At 64.2% G+C, this 15,108-nt stretch carries 7 protein-coding genes and 1 riboswitch; of the genes, 3 read left to right on the top strand and 4 right to left on the bottom strand.

What is annotated here, in order from left to right; translation table 11 throughout:
* Window positions 1–6: 6 nt before the first annotated feature.
* A complete protein-coding gene (metH, locus tag LGH70_RS12770) occupies window positions 7–3,726 on the bottom strand; it encodes a methionine synthase (protein ID WP_226186156.1) in 3,720 nt (1,239 codons plus the stop codon).
* A 73-nt stretch (window positions 3,727–3,799) separates the two neighbouring features.
* A riboswitch (SAM riboswitch) is annotated at window positions 3,800–3,909 on the bottom strand.
* A gap of 118 nt (window positions 3,910–4,027) precedes the next feature.
* On the opposite strand from metH, the gene LGH70_RS12765 reads away from it, so the two are divergent.
* Both LGH70_RS12765 and LGH70_RS12760 read left to right on the top strand, forming a co-directional pair.
* Window positions 4,028–5,197 carry an OmpA family protein gene (locus LGH70_RS12765; RefSeq protein WP_226186154.1) on the top strand — a complete coding sequence of 390 codons (1,170 nt, stop codon included), beginning with the start codon at window positions 4,028–4,030 and terminating at the stop codon, window positions 5,195–5,197.
* A gap of 138 nt (window positions 5,198–5,335) precedes the next feature.
* Window positions 5,336–6,454 (top strand): alkene reductase, encoded by a 1,119-nt coding sequence (locus LGH70_RS12760; RefSeq protein ID WP_226186152.1) that lies wholly within the window; start codon window positions 5,336–5,338, stop codon window positions 6,452–6,454.
* A gap of 72 nt (window positions 6,455–6,526) precedes the next feature.
* Here LGH70_RS12760 and LGH70_RS12755 read toward each other — a convergent pair whose 3' ends face one another.
* Window positions 6,527–8,233 (bottom strand): hypothetical protein, encoded by a 1,707-nt coding sequence (locus LGH70_RS12755; protein WP_226186150.1) that lies wholly within the window; start codon window positions 8,231–8,233, stop codon window positions 6,527–6,529.
* 281 nt (window positions 8,234–8,514) lie between these two features.
* Between LGH70_RS12755 and LGH70_RS12750 the strand changes: the two genes are divergently transcribed.
* Entirely contained in the window at window positions 8,515–9,354 is an 840-nt protein-coding gene (locus LGH70_RS12750; RefSeq protein ID WP_226186585.1) for an SDR family oxidoreductase, read from the top strand.
* Between the two features lie 69 nt (window positions 9,355–9,423).
* Here LGH70_RS12750 and uxuA read toward each other — a convergent pair whose 3' ends face one another.
* Both uxuA and LGH70_RS12740 read right to left on the bottom strand, forming a co-directional pair.
* Entirely contained in the window at window positions 9,424–10,587 is a 1,164-nt protein-coding gene (uxuA, locus tag LGH70_RS12745; protein WP_226186148.1) for a mannonate dehydratase, read from the bottom strand.
* A 411-nt stretch (window positions 10,588–10,998) separates the two neighbouring features.
* Window positions 10,999–14,976 carry a T9SS type A sorting domain-containing protein gene (locus LGH70_RS12740; RefSeq protein ID WP_226186146.1) on the bottom strand — a complete coding sequence of 1,326 codons (3,978 nt, stop codon included), beginning with the start codon at window positions 14,974–14,976 and terminating at the stop codon, window positions 10,999–11,001.
* Between the last annotated feature and the right edge of the window lie 132 nt (window positions 14,977–15,108).

The raw sequence follows: 15,108 nt of genomic DNA, 5'->3' as shown, positions 1-15,108 counted from the left end.
ATGTTCCTACAATGCCGTGACGGGCACGGCAGTATTATCGTAGTTCAGGTTGGGCGACAACCACCGCTCCAGCTCCGGTACCGGCATGTTTTTGCGCCGAGCAATGTCCTCGACCTGGTCCCGGCCGATTTTGCCCAGGCCGAAGTAGCGCGAATCGGGGTGGGCGTAGTAGAGGCCACTGACCGAGGAGGCGGGGTACATGGCCAGGTTTTCGGTGAGCTTGATTTCGGTCTGGTTTTCGGCGTCGAGCAGGTTGAACAGGGTGATTTTCTCGGTGTGGTCGGGGCAGCCGGGGTAGCCGGGGGCGGGCCGCACGCCGCGGTATTTCTCCTGAATCAGGTCTTCCTTGCTGAGCTTTTCGTCGGCCGAATACCCCCAGAACTCCTCCCGCACCCGCTGGTGCAGGCGCTCGGCAAAGGCCTCGGCCAGACGGTCGGCCAAAGCCTTGATCATGATGCTGGAGTAGTCGTCGTGGTCGGCTTCAAACTGCTCAATCAGCTTTTCAATGCCTAGCCCGGCCGTGACGGCAAAGCCGCCGATGTAGTCGGCGCGGCCCGATTCTTTGGGAGCCAGGAAGTCGGAGAAGGCCAGGTTGGGCACGCCGGGGGCTTTTTCGCTCTGCTGGCGCAGGGTGAAAAACTCGGTAGCCAGCGTGTCGCGCTGCTCGTCGGTGTAGACTTCAATGGTATCGGAGCCGACGGTGTTGGCGGGCCAGAAGCCCACCACGGCGCGGGCCGTGAGCAGGTTTTCGGCAACTACCTTTTGCAGCATAGCCTGGGCGTCGGCGAAGAGCTTGGTGGCGGCTTCGCCCAGCGTTTCGTCTTCCAGAATGCGGGGGTAGCGGCCTTTCAGCTCCCAGGTGTGGAAGAAGGGCGTCCAGTCGATGTACTCGGCCAGCTCGGCCAGCGGGTAGTTGTCGAGCACCTTGGTGCCCAGGAAGGTCGGCCGGGTAATGGGGGCCGCGTCCCAGTCGGCGTGGAAGCCGTTGGCCCGGGCCGCCTCGATGGGCAGGTAGCTTTTTTCGCGCTGCCGGCCGGCGTAGTCATTGCGCAGGGTCGTGTACTCGTCGTGCACGGCGCGGGCGTAGGTTGCGTGGCTGCTGCCGAGCAGGCTGGCGGCCACGCCCACCGAGCGGGAGGCGTCGTGCACGTGCACCACGGGGCCGGAATAGTTGGGCGCAATCTTCACCGCCGCGTGCAGGCGGGAGGTAGTAGCGCCACCGATGAGCAACGGGGTTTTGAGGCCGCGCTTTTCCATTTCCTGGGCCACGTACACCATTTCGTCGAGGCTGGGCGTAATCAGGCCGCTGAGGCCGATAACGTCGACTTCCTGCTTCACGGCCTCGTCCAGAATCTTCTCCAACGGCACCATCACGCCCAGGTCCACGATGTCGAAGTTGTTGCAGGCCAGCACCACGCCCACGATGTTCTTGCCGATGTCGTGCACGTCGCCTTTCACGGTGGCTAGCAGGATTTTACCCGCCGTCTGCCGCTCCGAGCCCTGCTTGTCGGCCAGCAGGTAGGGTTCGAGGTAGGCCACGGCCTTCTTCATCACGCGGGCCGACTTCACCACCTGGGGCAGGAACATTTTGCCGGCCCCAAACAGGTCGCCCACCACGTTCATACCGGCCATCAGCGGGCCTTCAATGACTTCCAAAGGCCGACCGACCTGCTGGCGCACTTCCTCGGTGTCCTGGTCGATAAACTCGGTTATGCCGCGCACAAGGGCGTGTTGGAGCCGCTCGGCCACCGGCAGGCTGCGCCAGGCGTCGGCTACTACTTCCACCTTGTCCTTCTGCTTCACGGTTTCGGCGAAGTCCACCAGCCGCTCGGTGGCGTCGGGGCGGCGGTTAAGCAGCACGTCTTCCACCAGCTCCAGCAAATCTTTGGGAATTTCGTCGTAGACGCCCAGCTGGCTGGGGTTCACGATGCCCATATCCAGGCCCGCCCGAATAGCATGGTAGAGGAAGGCCGAGTGCATGGCCTCACGCACCACGTCGTTGCCGCGGTAGCTGAAGCTGATGTTGCTGACCCCGCCGCTGGTCAGGGCGCCGGGCAGGTTGGCTTTAATCCAGCGGACGGCCTCGATGAAGTCCAGCGCGTAGTTGCGGTGTTCCTCCATGCCGGTGCCGACGGTCAGGATGTTGGGGTCGAAAATGATGTCCTGGGCCGGGAAACCGACTTCGTTTACCAGAATATCGTAGCTGCGCTGACAGATTTCGATGCGCTTTTCGAAGGAGTCAGCTTGGCCGTTCTCGTCGAAGGCCATGACCACCATAGCCGCCCCGTAGGCGCGCACGGTGCGGGCCCGCTCCTTGAACACTTCCTCGCCTTCCTTGAGCGAAATCGAGTTGACGATGCTCTTGCCCTGCACGCACTTGAGGCCCGCTTCGAGCACGCTCCACTTCGAGGAGTCAATCATGACCGGCACGCGGGAAATGTCGGGCTCGGAGGCAATCAGGTTCAGAAACGTCGTCATGGCCTGCTCTGAGTCGAGCATGCCTTCGTCCATGTTCACGTCGAGGACCTGGGCGCCACCCTCCACCTGGTCACGGGCCACTTGCAGAGCGGCTTCGTAGGCGCCGGTGCGAATGAGGCGGGCAAAGGCGCGGGAGCCAGTCACGTTGCACCGTTCGCCCACGTTCACGAACAGCGAATCGGGGTAGATGCCGAAGGGCTCCAGACCGGCCAAACGAGTGGCTTTTGGCACTTCGGGCAGCTTGCGGGGCTGATATTTCTCGGCCAGCTTGGCCAGCTCGGCAATGTGCTGGGGCGTGGTGCCGCAACAGCCGCCGGCCACCGTCACGATGCCGTCCTTGAGGTAATTTTCCACCACGGCCGCAAATTCCTGGGCCGACTCGTCGTAGCCGCCAAAGGCGTTGGGCAGACCGGCGTTGGGGTAAGCCGAAATATGCACGTCGGCAATGCGGCTCAGCTCCTTCACGTAGACCTGCAGCTGGTCGGCGCCGAGGGCGCAGTTCAACCCCACGCTCAGCAGAGGCAAGTGGCTGATGGAGTTCCAGAAAGCCTCCACCGTCTGGCCCGAAAGGGTGCGGCCGGAGGCGTCGGTAATCGTGCCCGAAATCATGACCGGCACCACTTTGCCGCCCTCATCGAAGAATTTCTGCACCGCGTACAGGGCGGCCTTGGCGTTGAGCGTGTCGAAGATGGTTTCGATGAGCAGAGTATCCGAGCCGCCTTCCACCAGGCCGCGCACCTGCTCCAGGTAGGCCGTGGCCAGCTCATCAAACGTCACGGCGCGGAAGCCGGGCCGGTTCACGTCGGGCGACAACGATGCCGTGCGGTTGGTGGGCCCGATGGCGCCGGCTACGAAGCGTGGCTTATTGGGGTTCTGGGCCGTAAATTCGTCGGCTACTTCCTTAGCAATGCGGGCCGACTCGAAGTTGAGCTCGTACACCACGTGCTCCAGCCCGTAGTCAGCCTGGGCAATAGTGGTGCCGCTGAACGTGTTGGTTTCCACCATGTCGGCCCCGGCGGCGAAGTAGTCGGCGTGAATGCCCCGGATAATGTCGGGACGGGTCAGGCTGAGCAAATCGTTGTTGCCGCGCAGGGGCTTGGGGTGGTCGGCAAAGCGGGTGCCGCGAAAGTCGGCTTCCTCCAGCGTGTGGCGCTGAATCATGGTGCCCATGGCGCCATCGAGCACGAGGATGCGCTGCTGCAGAATGTCGTAAAGCGGGGAGTCGGGGCGGAGCGTGGTGGGCTGCATATCGGCGTTTCTAAGGAAATAGTGCGCTAAAAAGTGCCTATCCAGAAAGAGCCGCGCGGAAAAACGCATGCCGTACTTATCTTCTTCCGAGGCCGAAGCAGCGGAATGGGAGTTGGCACCTTGTTTTATTTCAGGTTGCCAAGACGTCGTCGGGCCCAGTCCCTCGGTCTTTCTGGATAAGTAACACAGCGAATATACAGCAGGAAAATCCGAAATCCAATTTTGTGCAACTTCGGGGCGTTATCCGGCTACAGACATACCCAAGCCACTATATGATGCTTCCACGCTGGTTTTATAGCTGATGACGGCACGACTACTGTTCCTAACCGGCCGCGGCCTGACCATCGTGCTGATGGCGGCCGGTGCGCTGCGGGCCCAAACCCCACGCCGGGCCGCTTCTTCGGTAACGACGAGTGACGTAGAGAAGCTGCCTAAGGGCATAACGGTGCCCGGCCGGCTACCCCGGGGCACCGGGCTGCGGGCGGCCTACTACACCGGCGCGGTGCGCGGCGCAGCAGTACACACGCGGGTAGAGCCGGTGGTAAACGTGACGTGGAAGGGCGCGGCGCCCGCGCCGGGCGTAGCCGGGCAGGGCTTTTCGGTGCGCTGGACGGGCTACATCTACGCACCGGAGTCGGGCCTGTACGTGCTGCATACCGAGTGGGACGATGCCCTCGACATCCGCTTTGGCGGCAACGACGTGATGACCATGGAGAAATACGAGCCGGAGTATTTCCTGCCCGACAAGCCGCCCCTGCTGGTTGATATGGTGTATACCCTGCAGGCCGGGCAGCTGTACCGGATTGATCTGACCTGCAAGAACGTGCAGGGCGTGTCGCGGGCAATATTGTCGTGGGCGCGGCCCTCGGTGCTGGGCAACCCGGCGACGGAAGCGGCGGCCCTTGCCGCCAAAGCCCCGGGCAAGCTGACCGTAGTGCCCCAGCGGTACCTGTATCCGGTGCTGCCCCGGCCGCTGCCGGAGCCCGTGGCCGCCCGGCCCGCACCCGTGGCGCGTCCCGCCGCCGTTGTCCGCCGGCCGCCGGCCGGGGTCAAGCGGAAGGCTGTCCCGCCCGAGCCGGCCGTCACGCCAGCAGCAGCGCCGGCGTTGCCCGACCTGCGGAGCTTGGCTAAAGGGGCCACCGTTGCCTTGTCCCAGCTGTACTTTACCCAGAGCACGGCTAATTTGCTACCCGCTTCCCGGCCCCTGCTGAACTCCCTGGTGCAGAAGCTGCGGGAGCAGCCCGCGCTGCGGCTCGAAATTGCGGGCCACACCGATAATGTGGGCGAGCCGGCCAAAAACCTGCGTTTATCCCAGCAGCGCGCCAACGTGGTGCGGCGCTACCTGGTGCAGCAGGGCATCGACTCGGTGCGGCTCACGGCCCGGGGCTACGGGGGCACCCGCCCGGTGGCCGACAACGGCGACCCGCAGCAGCGGCCCCGCAACCGCCGGGTGGAAATCGTAGTGCGGTAAGCCGGTAAACACGGTTTCGGGCCACGAAAACAGGAAATCGGAGCACCTGGGAAACATTTATGTAGCTACATTGGTTGACAGACGTCAATCCGCCGGAATTGCTACCGGCGCGTTTATTCCGACTTATTTTTCTCAACCATGAGCCAAGCTTCCAACCTTTTCACGCCCTTCACGATGGGCGCCCTCTCGCTGCCCAACCGCCTGGTAATGGCGCCCATGACCCGCAGCCGGGCCAACAACGAAGGCAACGTACCCACCGACTCGACGGTGACATATTATGCCCAGCGCGCCTCGGCCGGTCTGATCATCACCGAAGGCGCCCAGGTTTCGCCCCAGGGTGTGGGCTACGTTTTCACGCCCGGTATCCACTCCGACGCCCAGGTAGCGGGCTGGCGCAAAGTCACCGACGCGGTACACGCCGCGGGTGGCCGCATCTTTATCCAGCTCTGGCACGTGGGCCGCATTTCCCACCCCGACTTCCATAACGGGGAGCTGCCCGTCGCGCCCTCGGCCGTGCAGCCCACGGGCGTGCAGGCCTACACCACCAATGGCATGCAGGAAATCCCCGCGCCCCGGGCCCTGGAAACGGCCGAGGTGAAAGCCGTGGTAGAAGACTTCCGCAAAGCCGCCGCTAATGCCAAAGCTGCCGGCTTCGATGGCGTGGAAATTCACGGCGCCAATGGCTATCTGGTCGACCAGTTCATTCAGGATGGCACCAACCAGCGCACCGACGAGTATGGCGGCAGCGTAGAAAACCGGGCCCGCTTCGCTCTGGAAGTAGTGCAGGCCGCCGCCGAGGTCTTTGGCGCCGACCGGGTTGGCATTCGCCTGGCGCCCACCGGGGCCATGGGCGGCATCACCGACTCGGACCGGGTGAAAACCTTCAGCTACGTCGCCGAGCAGCTCAACAAGCTGGGCCTGGCCTATCTGCACGTCATTGAGGCGCTGCCTGGCCACCCCATGGCCGCCGCACCCGGTGTGCCAGCCGTAGCCGCCCACCTGCGCAAGATCTTCACCGGCCCCTTCATTCTGAATGGCGGCTACACCCAAGAAACGGCCGAAGCCGCCCTGGCCAACAACGAGGCCGACCTGATTGCCTTCGGCGTACCCTTTATTGCGAACCCCGACCTAGTGGAGCGCTTCGAGCAGGGCGCGGCCCTGAACACGCCCGACCCCGCCTCGTTCTACGCCGGCGGCGACAAAGGCTACATCGATTACCCCTCGCTGCAGGAAGTGCCGGTAGCTACCGAGCAATAATTGCTTCTCACATAAGCGTGTAAGCAAAAGCCCTGCTGCGGATTATCCGCGGCAGGGCTTTTTCGTGGCTGGCTATTGCTGATGGGAAGCCGAGGTTGGTTGTATTTCCAGGCTCAGAATCTGGGCGCCCAGGGCCGGCAGACCCAGCAGGGGCTGGGCGCGGTGCTGCCGGAGAAACTCGACTACGGCCGGGCTGGGTGGGGCACCGGGGTTGAGGTCGAAGAGCATAAAAACGGGCCGGCTGGTGCGCAGGGCTTGGTGGGCCAGCAGCGAATCGGCATCCAGAATGATGTGACCAGCCAGGCGGGCCGCAATTTCCACGCGCTTGTTGTAGTAGTTGCGGGCAAAGAGAATCGGCTTTCCCGGCCGCACCGTGCGCAGCAGCGAGTCTAGGCGGCCGACTTCGGCACGGTGGCCGGGGGCTTGGTCCATAGAAAAAGTGGGCTGCCGAAACACCAGCTGGGCCGTGCGCCGGTCGCGCGTGACGAGCGACAACAGCAGCGCCGCGCCCAGCAGGGCTACGCCGGCGCCGCGCAGCAGCGGGGCAAGTCGGGGCGGGCGGGCCAGCACCAGCACCAGCAGCATGGCCGACACACTCAGGAAAGCCGGTAGGAAATAGCGCGTATCGGCCACGTAGGTCCAGCTGCCGCCGGCAAACCAGCCCACTAGCGCCGCTGGGTAGCGCAGGGACAGCGCGACGAGCAAAGCGCCGCAGAGTCCGGCCGTACCGAGGGCCAGCAGGTGAAACAGCACCCGGCGGGTGGGCCACACCCGGCCCCGGCGGTGCGCGCCCCGCCATTCGTTCCGCAGCCCGGCCAGCAGCAACGCCGCTACCGTTGCTGAAACCAGAATTACGGCTCCGGCGCGAAGTAAAGTGCCGTTTGGAAGTCGGCTGAAGTCTAGCTCGTTGGAAAAAAAGCTGTGGTACAGTACCGGGTCGAGCTGCCACAGGTGATGCCAGTAGAGGCCCAGCGTGGCGCGGCTGGCCGGCTCGGTGGTGAGCTGGGTATAAAACTGGGTGATGTAGTAGGCGTCGCCGGCCACGCGGGCCTGGTAGAGCAGCAGCCCGCCCAGCAGCAGCACCAGCAGCAGCAGGGCCGCCAGGGCCGGGCGGCGCAAGGCCGGCCGCCAGCGCCAGGCGAACAGCAGCAGCGTGAGGGGCAGGAAAAAAGCCAGCGGGTAATACGCAAACCGCATCAGGCAGGCCGCAAAGCCCAGACTGCTCATAACCAGCGCGGGGCCCAGGCCGGAAGAGGCGCGGCGGGCTGCCGTCGGGCGGGTGAGCAGGTGCAACAGCACCGCCAGCCCGCCGGTGTAGAAAGCCAGGGCCAGCAGATCGGTGCCGAACAGCAAATGAAACGGGGCGTTGCTCAGGCCCCAGAACAGGAAAAAAGCGGCCGGCGCCCAAGGTACCAGTGTATTGCGCAGCGGCCTGAGCAGATACCACCAGGCCATAAGCAGCCCCAGCAAACCGGCCCAGTGCATAATTTGGGTAGCCAGCAGCACATCGGGGCCCGCTACTCGCAGCAGACCCGCCATCAGCCAGGCATAGCCGGGGGGCCACAGGTTCAGGGGCTCGAACACGGGCCGGGAAAGGTCCTGCCAGTTTACCCGGGCCAGACTGATACCGTGGCCGCGCAGCAGGTTCACGGCGCTTTCCGTCTGGGTTTGCATGTCGCGCGTGAGCTGGGGCATGGCCAGCTCGTGGGCCCAGCGCAGCAGCACGGCCAGGCCAAACGCCAGGCGGTTGAGCAGCTTCCAGGAAGGTTGTCGAGTCATGAGCCGGGGAAAAGGGCGGCCGGGCTCCAGGGCGAGGCTGCCAGCCCGGCAAAAGTATCCCGATTCGGCGGGGTCCGCAACCGGGGCCGCGGTGAGGCCGCCGTATGGGCGCGGGATGCCACGCCGGAACTCGACCATACGCCCGTTTTTACGTAAGCCTAAGCTCTAACTACTTACACCACCGCCCCATGGCTGCTAAAAAAGCGTCGACCTCCGCCAAAACTCCTGCTCCTAAGAAAACTGCCGCGCCTAAGCCCGAAACGCGGCCCACGGCCAAAGATATGAAAGCCGAAAAGCTGCCCTACCCGGCCAAGCAAGCCGATATGAAGCAGCAGCCCGATACCGATTTTGCCAACTACAAGGCCGCTGGTAAGCTCGACGGAAAAATTGCCCTCATCACCGGCGCCGACTCCGGCATTGGGCGGGCCGTAGCCATTGCCTTTGCCCTGGAAGGTGCCGACGTGGCCGTGCTCTACAACGAAAACGACGTGGACGCCGAGGAAACCAAGCGTCAGGTAGAGAAGCGCAAGCGCCGCTGCATTCTGCTCAAGCTCGACGTGCGCGACCCGGAACAGTGCCGCCAGGCCGTGCGCCGCACCCTGGCCGAGCTGGGCGGGCTGAACATTCTGGTCAACAATGCGGCCTTTCAGATGGCCCAGGAGAAGTTCGAAGACATTCCCGAGGAGCAGATCCGCCGCACCTTCGACACCAATATTCTGGGCTACATCTGGATGGCCCAGTCGGCCCTGCCCCACCTGCAGGCCGGCGACTCTATCATCAACACCGGCAGCATCGTGGGCCTCACCGGCAACCCGCTGCTGGTCGACTACACGGCCAGCAAGTCGGCCATTCACGCCTTCACCAAAAGCCTGGCTACCCACCTGGGCGAGCGGAATATCCGGGTGAACTGCGTGGTGCCCGGCCCGGTCTGGACGCCCAACATTCCGGCTACCATGCCGGCCGAGGAAATCGAGAAGTTTGGCTACGAAGTGGCCCTGCAGCGCCCCGGCCAACCCGAGGAACTGGCCCCGGCCTACGTGCTGCTGGCCTCCCAGGATGGCTCCTTCATGACCGGCAGCCTCGTGCATGTTACCGGCGGCAAGCTTTCCAGCGACCAGTAAGGCGGGCTTTTTAGGCTTGAAGAGTAGTAGCGCGAACTACAAAGTTCGCGCTACTATGTACTGATTATCCTACAGACTGCGGGCAATGCCCATTTCCAGGCCCCGCAGCTCGGCCAAGCCACGCAGGCGGCCGATGGCGGAGTAGCCCGGGTTGGTGCGCTTGTGCAAATCGTCGAGCATCTGGTGGCCGTGGTCGGGGCGCATGGGCAGGCGCACCTGGCGCTGGCGCATGAGCAGTACCAGCTCGCGCATAACGGCGTACATATCCACGTCGCCTTCCAGGTGGTTGGCCTCGTAGAAGTTGCCCTGCGCGTCGCGCTGGGTGCTGCGCAGGTGAAGGAAATGAATCCGGTCGGCAAACTGGCGCACCATGCCGGGCAGGTCGTTGTCGGGCCGCACGCCGAACGAGCCGGTGCAGAAGCACAGCCCGTTAGCGGTTGAGGGCACGGCTTCGAAGAGGGCCTGCACGTCGGCGGCGGTGCTTACCACGCGCGGCAAGCCCAGAATCGGGTAGGGCGGGTCGTCGGGGTGAATGGCCAGGTTGATGCCGACTTCCTCCGCTACCGGCACGATTTGCTGCAAAAACAGAATCAGGTGCTCCCGCAGCCGGGCTGCATCGATGCCTTGGTAGGCATCCAGGGCCTGCTGAAACTGTTCCAGGGTGAAGCTTTCCTCCGAGCCGGGCAGGCCGGCAATAATGTTGCGCTGCAGCAGTTCCCGTTCGGCCTCGCTCATGGCTTGCAGTCGGGCTTCGGCCTGGGCCAGCTCCTGCGCCGAGTACTCCTGCGCGGCCCCCGGACGCTGTAGTAGCAGGGCATCGAAGGCCACGAAAGCGGCCCGCTCGAAGCGCAGGGCTTTGGAGCCGTCCTCTACTTGGTAGGCCAAGTCGGTGCGCGTCCAGTCGAGCACGGGCATGAAGTTGTAGGTCACGGTGCGAATCCCACAGGCGGCCAGGTTGCGCAGGCTCTGCTGGTAGTTCGTAATGTGCCGGGCAAAGTCGCCGGTGCGGGTCTTGATCTGCTCATGTACCGGCACGCTTTCCACCACGCTCCATACCAGGCCCGCGGCGGCTACTTCCGCCTGCCGCTTCTTGATTTCTTCCACCGACCACACTTGGCCGTTGGGTACGTGGTGCAGGGCCGTGACGACATCGGTAGCCCCGGCCTGGCGAATGTCGGACAGGCTCACCGGGTCAGTGGGGCCGTACCAGCGCCAGCTTTGAATAATGGACATAAGTAAGGGGTAAGACTTGAGCAGCTTTTTATCAGAATTGAAATTGCCCGTCATGCTTGGTCTGTCATGCTGAGCTTGCCGAAGCATCTCTCCCGCAATGCTAATTAAGGTACTTTGGCGGTAGAGATGCTTCGGCAAGCTCAGCATGACAAATTACTTTGGCAACATCAGCCCGCGAGATTCCTCGCTCTGCTCGGAATGACGTTCTGTTGGGCAATGACTACCAACGACACGCACCACAGGCCGCCGCAGCTGTTGAAGCTGCCGCCCACTATCACCTTTTCGCCGGTTCCGAAGCGGGAAACGGCGCTGAACAGGCAGCTGAGCGTGCCGGTGAGCCGGCCGGTACTAACGCAAAACGCGGCGCCTCCCGCCAGGGAAACGCCGCGTTGCCGCCGGTAAAAAGTCGGTTTACTCAATCACAATCCGGCGGCCGGTGGTCTGGCCTTCGGTGGTAAGGCGCAGCAGATACATGCCCTTGGCCAGGCCCCGCAGGTCAAACGAGTGCTGAGTGGTGGCGGCATCGTGGCGCACCTGCTGGTGTAGCACGGGGCGGCCCAGCGCATCCACCAGATCGGCCGAAATCGTGCGGGCCGGGCCGGCTACTTCCAGGGTAAAGGCGTTGTGGGCCGGGTTGGGGTAGCACGACAGGCTTAGCTCGCGCAGCGCCGGCACCGTAGCATCGGGGCCCACAATAGAGAGACGCACCGTGGCAGCCGGACTCACGCAGGCATTCAGCGAATCGACTACGTAGTAGGTGTAGGTGCCCAGCGTGGTGCGGCCCGTGGCAAAGCTAGGGCCGGCAAACAGGCGCTGGGTCAGGGCGGCATCGGCATACCACACAGCCACCCCGAAAGGCGCGACGGTAGCCGTCAGATCAGGAATGGCCTGGCCCTGGATGCCGAATTTATTGGGTGCTACCGGCACTGGTCGGGCCGCGGCGGCAAACTCGTAGGCCCCGATGTCGGGCGTGCTGGCGTTGCGCGGGTTGTTGGCAATATCAGCAGTAACGCCGGCCACGGGGCGGGCTTTGCCGTCGAGGTTGCAGTTGGCGTTGGCCACGGGCCGCAGGTCGCCGGCCGTAATCAGGCTGAACAAGGGGTTGGTAACCACGCTGCCGGCGTCCTGGGTGGTAGCGGTGCGCAGGGCCGCCAGGGTGGTCCGCTCACCGCCGCGCAGGTAGGCCAGGCGGCCGCTCTGCGAGAAATAGGCGTTGTTGTCAATCAGCGTAAACGGCGACGCGGTAGCCTCGGTGTACACGGCGTAGGTGCGGCCCGCGGCCGGCGTCGAAGTTTGCAGGTTCACCAGGATATTGTTCACCAGCGACACGTCACTCACGCCGGCCACGATGGCAACTGCCGACGAAATCGGCGTGGTGCCCTCGGCCACGGTGCCCGTCAGACGAATCGTGTTGAAGCCCAGCTTGTAGCCGCCGCCGGTCGTCATGTACACGCCCTGGGGTGTGAAGGCCACGCCGTCGTCGCCGGTGGCGGCAATGTCGGAAATCATATTGTTGACCACGGCCACGTTGGCATTGGCCCCCGCCGCCGACAGCCGGATACCGAAGGCGCCGTAGCTGTTGCTGGTGCCCGTGCCCGTATGCACGATGTCGCGAATCTGGTTGGCGGCAATAACGCCGTCGGCGGAAGCCCCGCTGACCACGATGCCGCTCACTGAGGGGCTGGTGCCCCGCGTGATGCCGGCAATGGTGTTGTTGCTCACGGCGAAGCCCTGGGTGGCCGTCACGACGATGCCACTGCTGCCGATTTTATCCGTGGCCGTGGTGCCGCCGAGCAGGTTATTCACGGCCGTAAAGTTGACGCAGTTGCTCTGGGCCTGAATGCCCGTGGCGGTGCGCCCGATAGTGCAGCCGCGCACCGTGCCGTTGGCCGCGCCGCTGAAGGCCACGCCGTAGGCCGTGTTCGAAGTAGCCGCCTGAATGCTCAGGTTGCGCAGGGTCACGTCGGCACCCGTCACGAATACCACGCCGCTGCTGGTAGCCGTGCCGTTATTGATCAGCGTGACGCTGCTGTTATTGCCATTGGTGCCGTCCAGCGTTACGTAGCTGGCATCGATGATGAACAGGGGCGTGGCGGCCGAAGGTGATAGTCGCACGCTTTGGTTGGGCGCGGGGCGGATGGTCACGGTGTTCGTGGCGCTGGAGCCGGTATTGGCATTGAGCGTCAGCGGGTAGGTTTCGTTCGGGTAGGTGGTATCCAGCAGCTGAAATACCAGCGGGCCACCCAGCTCTTTGGTGTTCAGGTCGTTAATGGCGGCCGTAATGGTGGCGTAGTTGGCCGTGGCAGCCGTTCCCACCGTCTGCACGCCGCTCAGCAACGCCAGCACACGGTAGGCATTCGGCTTGGTGGGCGCGCTGGTGATGCTGGCCACCGAAGTAGCGGCAAAGCCCGCACCGGGCGAGGCGCTGACGTTGGGCGTCGCCACCACGTCCTGGGCCGTCACGAAGTACTGAATCGAGTCGCCGGAGGCTGGGGCTGAGCGCAGCTTGCTCACGTCCAGCGTGAATGAGTAGCTGGGCGTAGAGGCCGTGGGTCCGACCCACTTCCAGCCGTCGCCGGTAGCGTCGTTGGGAGCCGTGAAGACGTTGGCGTCGGTTTTTTTCTTGTAGTAGAGCCGGGGGCTGAGCGTGCCGCTGGCTACCCCGCTGGGGTCGGTAATTACTACGCCGCTCAGGGTGCGGCTGGCGGTGCTGGCCGTGTTCGGCAGGCGCTGGTAGGCAATGCTGGGGCCGGATATATCGACGGTCAGGAAAGTGCCTTCGTCGGCACCCAGGTCGGGGGTGGCCACGGTGCGGGCGTTGCCGTCGATGTCGGTGGGCACGGGCAGGGGCGAGGCGGCCAGGGGCATGCCGCCGCTTTCGGCCTGCGTGGCCACGCCGGGCTGCAGGTGCGGGTCGGTAAGCGGGTTAATGAAGGGCACGTTTTCCGTTACGGCACTCTGGTCGGCCGTGGCGGCGCGCTGCTTGTACTGGGCCAGCGTCTGGTCGACGGCCGGCGTGGTGGCTACCCCGTAGAAAATGGGTTTCTCCGGCGAAGGCGTGCCGGCGTAGTAGAGGTTGTTGTTGGAAGCAGGGGCCAGGTTGGTCAGCACCGCGGTGCTTTTGAAAAAGGCCGCCGCCACGCCCCCGCCGCCGCTGGGCAGGGTTATCAGGTTCACGAAGATGTTGTTGCGCAGATCAACCGGCGGGGTGCCCGAAATGTAGAACGCGCCGCTCTTGTTGCTGGCCGCCGTGGGCGTGCCGGTCAGCACCACCGTGTTGTGGTAGCAGTAGTTGTTGGTGCCGCCCCGGAAGCTCAGAGCCCGTACCGAGGTGCCCGCCGTGCTGGCCAGCGCCCGGATGTCGTAGACGAAGTTGTTGGAAACGTAGTTGGTGGTGCCGGCCGTAATGTCCATGCCCGAGGCAAACCCCGTGGCGCCGTTGGCCGCAATGTCGTAGGTGTAGTTGCCGGAAATGCGGTGCGTGGTGCCGCTGTTGACGTAGATGCCCTGGGCCGCGGCCGAGGAGCCGGTAGCCGTCATGGCATGCACACGGTTGTCGGTAATGTCGGCGCTGTTATTAGTGCCGGTCGAGTAGATACCATACACGGCGCTGGTGCCGGTGAGGCCCGAAACCTCGGTAGCGGCTACTTTGGCCCCGGTCTGGGTGCGCAGGTAAATGCCGTACACGATGCCCGTAGGCAGGTTGGCCGAGCCCGCGCCAATATTCAGCACGCGGCTGGGCGCCCCACCAGGCAGCACCCCGATTTCGTTGCCGGTGTCGTAGAGCGTGCCGCCGGCGTCGATGTTGTAGCCGTAGAAGCAGTCCTGCACCGTGTTGGAGAGGAAGCGGTTCTGGTTGTTGTTGCCGTCCAGCACGTTCACCCCGTAGGTTTTGGTGGTGTTGGCGCGGTTCAGATCCACGGTGCTGTTCTGCACCAGGTTGTTGGTAGCGCCGTTTTTCAGCCAGAAGCCAAACTCCAGCTGCTGCACCGGGGTGGTATTGGTGGCCGCGTCCGTCACGTCGATGCCGTCGAAAGTCACGTAGTCGGCCCCGTCCAGGGTCAGGCCCGCGTCGGTTGCGCCCGTGCCCGTGCCCTGCAGGCGGGGGTTGGCGCCGGTGCCGTCCTTCTGAAACACGATGCGGCCCGCCGCCGTGCCGCTGGCCGTCAGAGCCGGGGGCAGCTCGGCAAACACCACCCCGCTTTTCACTTGGAACGTGACGCCCGCAGTGCCCACGCCCCCGGCATTCAGGGCGTTGATGGCCGCGCTGAAGGTGGCGTAGTTGTTGGCGCCGGTGCCGGCCGGGTCAATGGTTTTGGTGCCGGTAAGCTGGGCCGCGGCGGGGTGCGCCAGGCCCAGGGCCAGCAGTGAGTAAAGGAGTTGTTTCATACGCAATAGGGTAGAGGGGGCGAATGGTAGTAAAGCTGGTTCAAGGTAGACAAAAGCGGGCTTAGTGCCCATTTCGGACGCTTCGTACCTGTTGCCGGTGCTGGGTTTCGCAGCTCCCGGCGGTAGGGCCGG

The sequence above is a fragment of the Hymenobacter nitidus genome, from assembly GCF_020447315.1.
Classification (GTDB): domain Bacteria; phylum Bacteroidota; class Bacteroidia; order Cytophagales; family Hymenobacteraceae; genus Hymenobacter; species Hymenobacter nitidus.
Note: the sequence above shows the minus strand (reverse complement) of the source record. Positions and strands in the feature narration are given on the sequence as shown.

Excerpts from the sequence above, each read along its gene's own strand:
- metH (WP_226186156.1), bottom strand. The coding sequence starts at position 3,726 with ATGCAGCCCACCACGCTCCGCCCCGACTCCCCGCTTTACGACATTCTG.
- uxuA (WP_226186148.1), bottom strand. The coding sequence starts at position 10,587 with ATGTCCATTATTCAAAGCTGGCGCTGGTACGGCCCCACTGACCCGGTG.
- LGH70_RS12755 (WP_226186150.1), bottom strand. The coding sequence starts at position 8,233 with ATGACTCGACAACCTTCCTGGAAGCTGCTCAACCGCCTGGCGTTTGGC.
- LGH70_RS12750 (WP_226186585.1), top strand. The coding sequence starts at position 8,515 with ATGAAAGCCGAAAAGCTGCCCTACCCGGCCAAGCAAGCCGATATGAAG.
- LGH70_RS12760 (WP_226186152.1), top strand. The coding sequence starts at position 5,336 with ATGAGCCAAGCTTCCAACCTTTTCACGCCCTTCACGATGGGCGCCCTC.
- LGH70_RS12765 (WP_226186154.1), top strand. The coding sequence starts at position 4,028 with ATGACGGCACGACTACTGTTCCTAACCGGCCGCGGCCTGACCATCGTG.
- LGH70_RS12740 (WP_226186146.1), bottom strand. The coding sequence starts at position 14,976 with ATGAAACAACTCCTTTACTCACTGCTGGCCCTGGGCCTGGCGCACCCC.